2 protein-coding genes are annotated in these 6,759 nt (G+C 52.8%); both read left to right on the top strand.

Features of this window, described 5'->3' with window-relative positions:
* Nucleotides 1–28: 28 nt before the first annotated feature.
* A complete protein-coding gene (locus Q0294_RS07290; RefSeq protein ID WP_299462606.1) occupies nucleotides 29–5,128 on the top strand; it encodes a PVC-type heme-binding CxxCH protein in 5,100 nt (1,699 codons plus the stop codon).
* Between the two features lie 730 nt (nucleotides 5,129–5,858).
* Nucleotides 5,859–6,759: circularly permuted type 2 ATP-grasp protein (locus Q0294_RS07285; protein WP_299462604.1), on the top strand; the 901-nt coding region annotated here is incomplete at its 3' end.

Genomic DNA, 6,759 nt, shown 5'->3' with positions numbered 1-6,759 from the left:
TTTCTTCCACATCATTGCAGACTCCTCAATGAAATCCGCTTGCTGGGTCGTTGCTCTGTGTTTATCACTGGTCGTTACCAACTTCGCCAGCGCCGCGCCGCTGGTTTATGAAGGAACTGAGGGAGTTGGTAAAGGAAAGCATATTGTTTTCCTCGCAGGCGATCACGAATACCGGTCTGAAGAATCGTTGCCGGAACTGGCACGCATTCTGGCAAAACATCACGGATTCAAGTGCACCATGCTGTTTAATATCGATCCGGAAACGGGTGAAATTGTCGCGGGCAACTCAAACATGCCGGGCATGGAAGCACTCAAAACAGCGGACCTCGCGGTGGTGTTTCTGCGATTCCAGAATTTCCCCAAAGAACAGATGCAGCATTTTGATGATTACCTCAAACGGGGTGGTCCAGTGGTGGGAATGCGAACCTCGACACATGCCTTCAACATGCCCGCGACGGCACCCTTCTCCGAATATTCGTACAACAGTAAAGACAAGGACTATGAACTTGGCTTTGGTCATCAGGTGCTGGGACAGACATGGGTCGGGCACTACGGAAGAAATCATCAGCAGAGCACACGTATTACCATCATTGACGACAAAAAGACGCATCCGATTTTGCGTGGTGTGAAAGACATCTGGGTGCAGGCGGGCGGTTATGTCGGCAAGCCCACCGATGGTGAAGTCTTGACGATGGCGCAGCCTTTGAACGGAATGAAGCAGGATTCTCCCGCCGATGATACGAAACCGCCGATGCCTTCGGAATGGACGCGGACTTATCAATCCCCTTCAGGAAAGACGGGCCGCGTATTTACGACGCTGTATGGAACGCCTGAAGATATCTTGAATGAAGGCTACCGTCGGATACTGGTCAATGCGTGTTTCTGGGCGCTGGGAATGGAAGATGCGATCAAGGCGGATGCCGACGTGTCCTTCGTCGGGCCGTTCAAACCGAATACATTTGGCAATGCGACTTACGCGCGCGGTATCAAACCGGAGATGTATGCCGGATTCGAAAGTCAGATCCCTGCCAACAACAACACGAAAATCCCGGAAGCAAAACCCAAGGGGCATCAGCATTCCCCCAAAAAAGAGAACAAGCCCAAAGAAAAACAGGCAGAGAAACCGGGTACCGCTTCACTTGCGACAGGTAAGCCGGCCCGGTTTGTGCGGATCGAACTTCCAGGCGACAAGCGGATTCTGACGCTGGCGGAAGTGGAAGTGATCAGCGGCGGTAAAAATATCGCGAAAAACGGCAAGGCTTCGCAGTCGAGTACCATGGGGCCAGGAGTCGCAGCCAAGGCGCTGGACGGCAATAAAAGTGCCGACTGGGGTAAAGGGGGCCAGACGCATACCGCCAATGAGGGAACCACGAATCCGTGGTGGGAAGTCGACCTCGGTCAGGAAGTCGACGTGGAAAAGATTGGTCTCTGGAACCGTGACGGATTCGAGAGCCGCCTGGACAATTTCACGCTGACGCTGCTGGATGCGAATCGCAAAGAGGTGTTCCATCTCGCGAAAGTGGACGCTCCTTTTGCCGTGGAGATTGACGTCAGGAACCGGGGAAAGCTGGAGTACCTGACCTTCGATGGAAAACCCGGTGTCCCTTATAAGTCGACTTCCAAGTCAGTCGGTTCGAAATCACACAGTCAGGCCGCTGACCCTACACTCGCCGATGTGCCCGCTGATTACCGTGATCCGATGCCGTTCGGATTTCAAAAGGGTGACATGGTTGCCATTCTCGGTAATGGACTGCCCGATCGGATGCAGCATGATGGCTGGCTGGAAACGCTGTTACAGAGTGAGCTGCAAGGTAAAGATGTCCGTTTTCGTAATATGAGCGCGAGTGGCGACCGTGTGGATTCGTTCCCGCGCAGCCAGGGCGCCGCCACGATCACTGAATATCTGCGGCACGTGCAGGCGGACGTCGTTTTCGCGTTTTTCGGCTACAACGAATCATTTGAAGGCGTCAAGAAAGCCGACGAGTATCAAAGAAAGCTCGTGGACTTTGTCAAAAAGACCCGTGGTTCGAAAGCGAACGGGAAATCATTCCCGCGGATTGTATTGTTCAGCCCTATCGCGCATGAAGATACCGGAAGCAAAAATGTGCCTGACGGCAAAGCACATAACATTCAACTCGCCGCCTATACCAATGCAACGGCAGCCGCTGCCCGCGAAGCGGGAGTCGCGTATGTGGATCTGTTCCACCCTTCCCTGCAGATGTTCAAGGAATCGAGCACGCCTCTGACTATCAACGGAGTCCATCTGACAGCAGAAGGTAACAAACAGCTGGCTGAAGTGATCTCATCAACCCTGTTTGGTCACCAGGTGACCGCGTCGCAAACTATGGAGCCCCTTCGCTCGGCTGTACTGGATAAGGCGTATAAGTGGAATAACCGCTATCGCGCTCGCGATGGCAATGATGTCTGGGGCGGCCGCTCCATTCTCGCGTTTACTGACGATCAGACCAACGCCGTTGTTTTACAGCATGAGCTGTCGATGCTGGATGTGATGACGAACAATCGCGATGCCCGTATCTGGGCGGTTGCCAAAGGTCAGGATCTCAAAGTCGACGACAGCAATGTGCCCCAACCGGTGAAGGTGATTTCGAACGTTGGTGGCGGCAGCAAGAGTTCCAGCGCTGTAAAAGAAGGGAATCTGAACTACATCAGTGGTCAGGAAGGCCTCCAGCATATGGCTGTTGCAGACGGCTTTGAGATCAGCCTGTTCGCGGATGAAAAACAGTTTCCCGAACTGGTCAACCCGGTGCAGATGCAGTTCGATACCAAAGGCCGCCTGTGGGCCGCCGTCTGGCCGACGTATCCCAAGTGGGAACCGCTGAAAGAGATGGACGACGCGCTGATCATTTTGCACGATGATAATAACGACGGCAAAGCGGATCGCGTGACCGAGTTTGCGCGGATTCAGAATCCACTCGGGTTTGAGTTCTGGAACGGCGGCGTGCTGGTTGCTTCCGCGCCGGAAGTTGTGTTCCTCAAAGATACTGATGGCGATGACGTCGCCGATGTGCGTACTGTGCTGCTGCAAGGCCTCGATTCTTCCGATACCCATCACGCAGCGAACAATTTGATCTATGGTCCTGATGGTGCCATTTACTGGCAGAGCGGCGTGTTTATGGTGCATAACCACGAGCATCCCTGGGGCCCTTCTCTGCAGGCTGCGGAATCGGCCATGTATCGCTTCGATCCGAGGCGGTTCACGATTTCGATGCATGCCGTCAATTCGCCGAACCCGCACGGCATTGCGTTTGACTACTGGGGTTATCAGTACGCGACCGATGGTACCGGCGGCCGGGCGTATCAGGTGCGTCCGGATAAAGCCGGGTTCAAGATGCACGAGCTGCTCAAGAAAGAAGTGCGGCCCGTGACGGCCAGTGAAGTCGTCAGCAGTGCTCACTTCCCTGAGTCCATGCAAGGCGACTTTTTGATCTGTAACGTGATCGGCTTTCTCGGCATTAAACACTACGACCTGGTGCGGAACGGCGAGGATGGTACTGTGTGGGGCGAGCCTGCCGGTGATGATCTGACGGTCACGCGGATCAATGCTGACGGCTCCAAAACGGAGGACAAATCAAAAGGGCTGATGATGAGCGGAGATAAAAATTTCCGCCCAGCGGATGCGATTTTTGCCCCCGATGGATCGCTGTATTTCTGCGACTGGCACAACGTGATCATCGGCCACATGCAGCATAACGTTCGTGATCCGAACCGCGATCATCAACATGGCCGCGTTTACCGCATGACCGCTAAAGGGCGGCCGCTGCAGGAACCGGTTGCTATTGACGGTCAGCCGATTGCCAAATTGCTCGACAATTTGAAATCGCCCATCGATGGCATTCGCCATCGCACGCGTATTGAACTGAGTGAACGCGATTCCGCCGCCGTGATCGCGGCGACGCAGGAGTGGGTCAAACAGTTTGAACCGAATAAAAAAGAAGATGCGCACCATCTGCTCGAAGCACTCTGGTTGCATCAGCAACACAACGATCGGAATCTGGAATTACTGGGAGTTCTTTTAAAGTCTCCCGAGCCGCACGCGCGGATTGCCGCGAACACGGTGAAGCATTTGTGGTTCAATGTCGAAGGCACGATGCGTGGCGGTGTGATCGCGGAGTCCGAGGAAGCGGCGACACAAAAGTCGGGCATTCTCAGCGACACGCCTGACTTGACAACCATTCGCATCGGAACGATCCGCGAACGCATGCGATATGACGTCACGAAACTCACTGTGAAGCCGGGTAAGAAGGTGAAACTCACATTTGCTAACCCGGATTATATGCCCCACAATATGATGCTGGTGAATCCCGGGAAAGCCGATGAAGTTGGTTTGGCGGCGATTGCCTTGGGAGCCAGCGGGTTTTCGGTCGGTTTTGTTCCCGAGAGCAAAGAAATTCTCTGGGCCAGCAAGCTGGTTGATCATGGTCAGGAAGAGGTGATTGAGTTCGTTGCTCCAACCAAAGAGGGCGCGTATCCTTACATCTGCTCTTTTCCCGGGCATCACATGCTGATGCGGGGAATGATGTACGTAACCAACGATCTCAAGGATTTTCTCACCCGGAACTCGGAAGAGGAAGTGAAGATCACCAAATGGAAACTGGCTGATCTGGAAAAAGACGTGAAGCGTGTGGGCGAACATCGGAATTTTTCGAGGGGACAGGAGATCTTCACAAAGCTTGCCTGTGCCCAGTGTCACAAACTGGATCAGAGCAGCGTGACCCTCGGCAAGAATCTCTCCGTCGGTCCCAATCTGGACGAAGTGGTGAAGAAGCACAAGCAGGACGCCAAAGCGATCCTGGCTGAGATTCTTGAGCCCTCCCGCAAAATTGAGGATAAGTACAAAACGGTACTGCTCCTGCTGGAAGATGGACGGAGCCTCAACGGGAACATCGTTTCTGAAGATGAAACTTCGTTGACACTCGTCACGGGGCCGCCACAAGTGAAGGAGCAGAAGGTTCTGAAGAGTACGATCGAATTTCGACGTTCCTCACCCATTTCGATCATGCCGGCCGACCTGCTGAATACGTTGGACAAAGAACAGATTCTCGATCTGCTCGCGTTCGTACTCTCAGGCGGAAACGCAAAAGACGCTGCATTCCATCATCATCATTAAAAACGGTCAGCGTTTCTACAAGAGATCGACTGCAAGTGGTATCTATTTCACAGATCGAGCTGGACGCGCATTTCGACGACGAGGGGGTCTGGAAAGATTCCTGAGGGGCGGTTGTGGATCATGAATCGTCGTCAGCATGCAAGCGTCTTGCTGATCTGTGGGAAGTCCCGCTTTATTTTCAAGATTGATTATTTACGACACTTTGAGATCGGGCGCATCACCGGGTTTTTCGACGTCGGGTGATGCTTTCGTTTTTTACCGATTGACGGCGCTATGTGAAATCGCCGTGAATTGATGGTGTGCGTTTGTTATTTGATGTAAATCTCTTGCATTAACTGCTTTAAAATGCTATGTTTCTTGCGCGCTCCTACTATTTCAGAACCTTACTTCCCGATTACAGTTGCCTCGAAGTCTTTAGAGACTTGGGTTTCCGGTGGTCGTTCCTGCTGATTCACATCTTTCTGAAACATCTACTACGATTTCCGCCAGGCATGGATAGCGCGTTGTAAGTTTAATCGTCTGCTGCCCAAGGATTAGGCACGGTCTGGTGAATGTGTCAGCATATTACGCGGCTGCTAGATGGCAGGTCCTGTGAGATGTGCTGATTCATCACTGATTACCCGTAACCGACGATTATGAGCCGTGTCCGGCACGGCGTTTGCCTTTGTTTTGTGTATTCAGAGGCAATGTAGCAGTTCCGTCTAAATTTATTGTTGAGGAATGATAGACGATGAGGATCGCTCCCTATCAGTCAAATGAGAGTTTCGATGAAATGTTCGCTCCCGATGGTCAGCCCCGACCCAGCGGCTCTCTGTTTGTCGAACGCCTGCAGTCACTGTCGGATGGAAGTTTACAGCAACGACAAAAAGCTGCCGACCTCTGTCTTCAGAACATGGGAATTACCTTCAATGTTTACGGGCACGAGGCGGGTACGGAAAAAGTCTGGCCATTCGATCTTCTGCCGCGGATCATCGACGCTCATGAGTGGGAGATGGTTGAAAACGGCTTGCGACAACGCATTCATGCGTTGAATCTGTTTGTCGACGATATCTACAATGACCGCAAAATTATCAAAGATGGGGCGATCCCGGAAGAGTTGATTCAGACGTCTAAAACATTGCGAAAGCAGTGTGAAGGATTTCATCCTCCCCAGGGAGTCTGGTGTCACATTACCGGCGTCGATTTGATTCGCGACCGCGACGGGCAGATCTACGTGCTGGAAGACAATTTGCGGTGCCCTTCCGGCGTGTCTTACGTGCTGGAGAATCGCGAGTTGATGAAACGGACGTTCGCTCCCGTCTTTCAAGGGATGTCGGTCGCGCCGATTGAAGATTACAACGAACAGCTTCTCAAAACCCTGCTGGATTGTGCGCCCGGTGGTGTGATTGATCCGACGGCAGTGGTGCTGACGCCGGGCATTTACAACTCAGCTTATTTTGAGCATACGTTTCTGGCACAGCAAATGGGCGTCGAACTGGTACAGGGTTCCGACCTGGTCGTCGAAAACGGGTACGTTTTTATGAAAACGACGCGTGGTCTGAGCCGCGTGGATGTAATCTATCGTCGAATTGACGATGACTTTCTTGATCCCAAAAGTTTTCGTTCCGATTCCACCCTGGGGGTCGAACATC

The organism is uncultured Gimesia sp., from assembly GCF_937919775.1.
GTDB lineage: Bacteria > Planctomycetota > Planctomycetia > Planctomycetales > Planctomycetaceae > Gimesia.
Note: the sequence above shows the minus strand (reverse complement) of the source record. Positions and strands in the feature narration are given on the sequence as shown.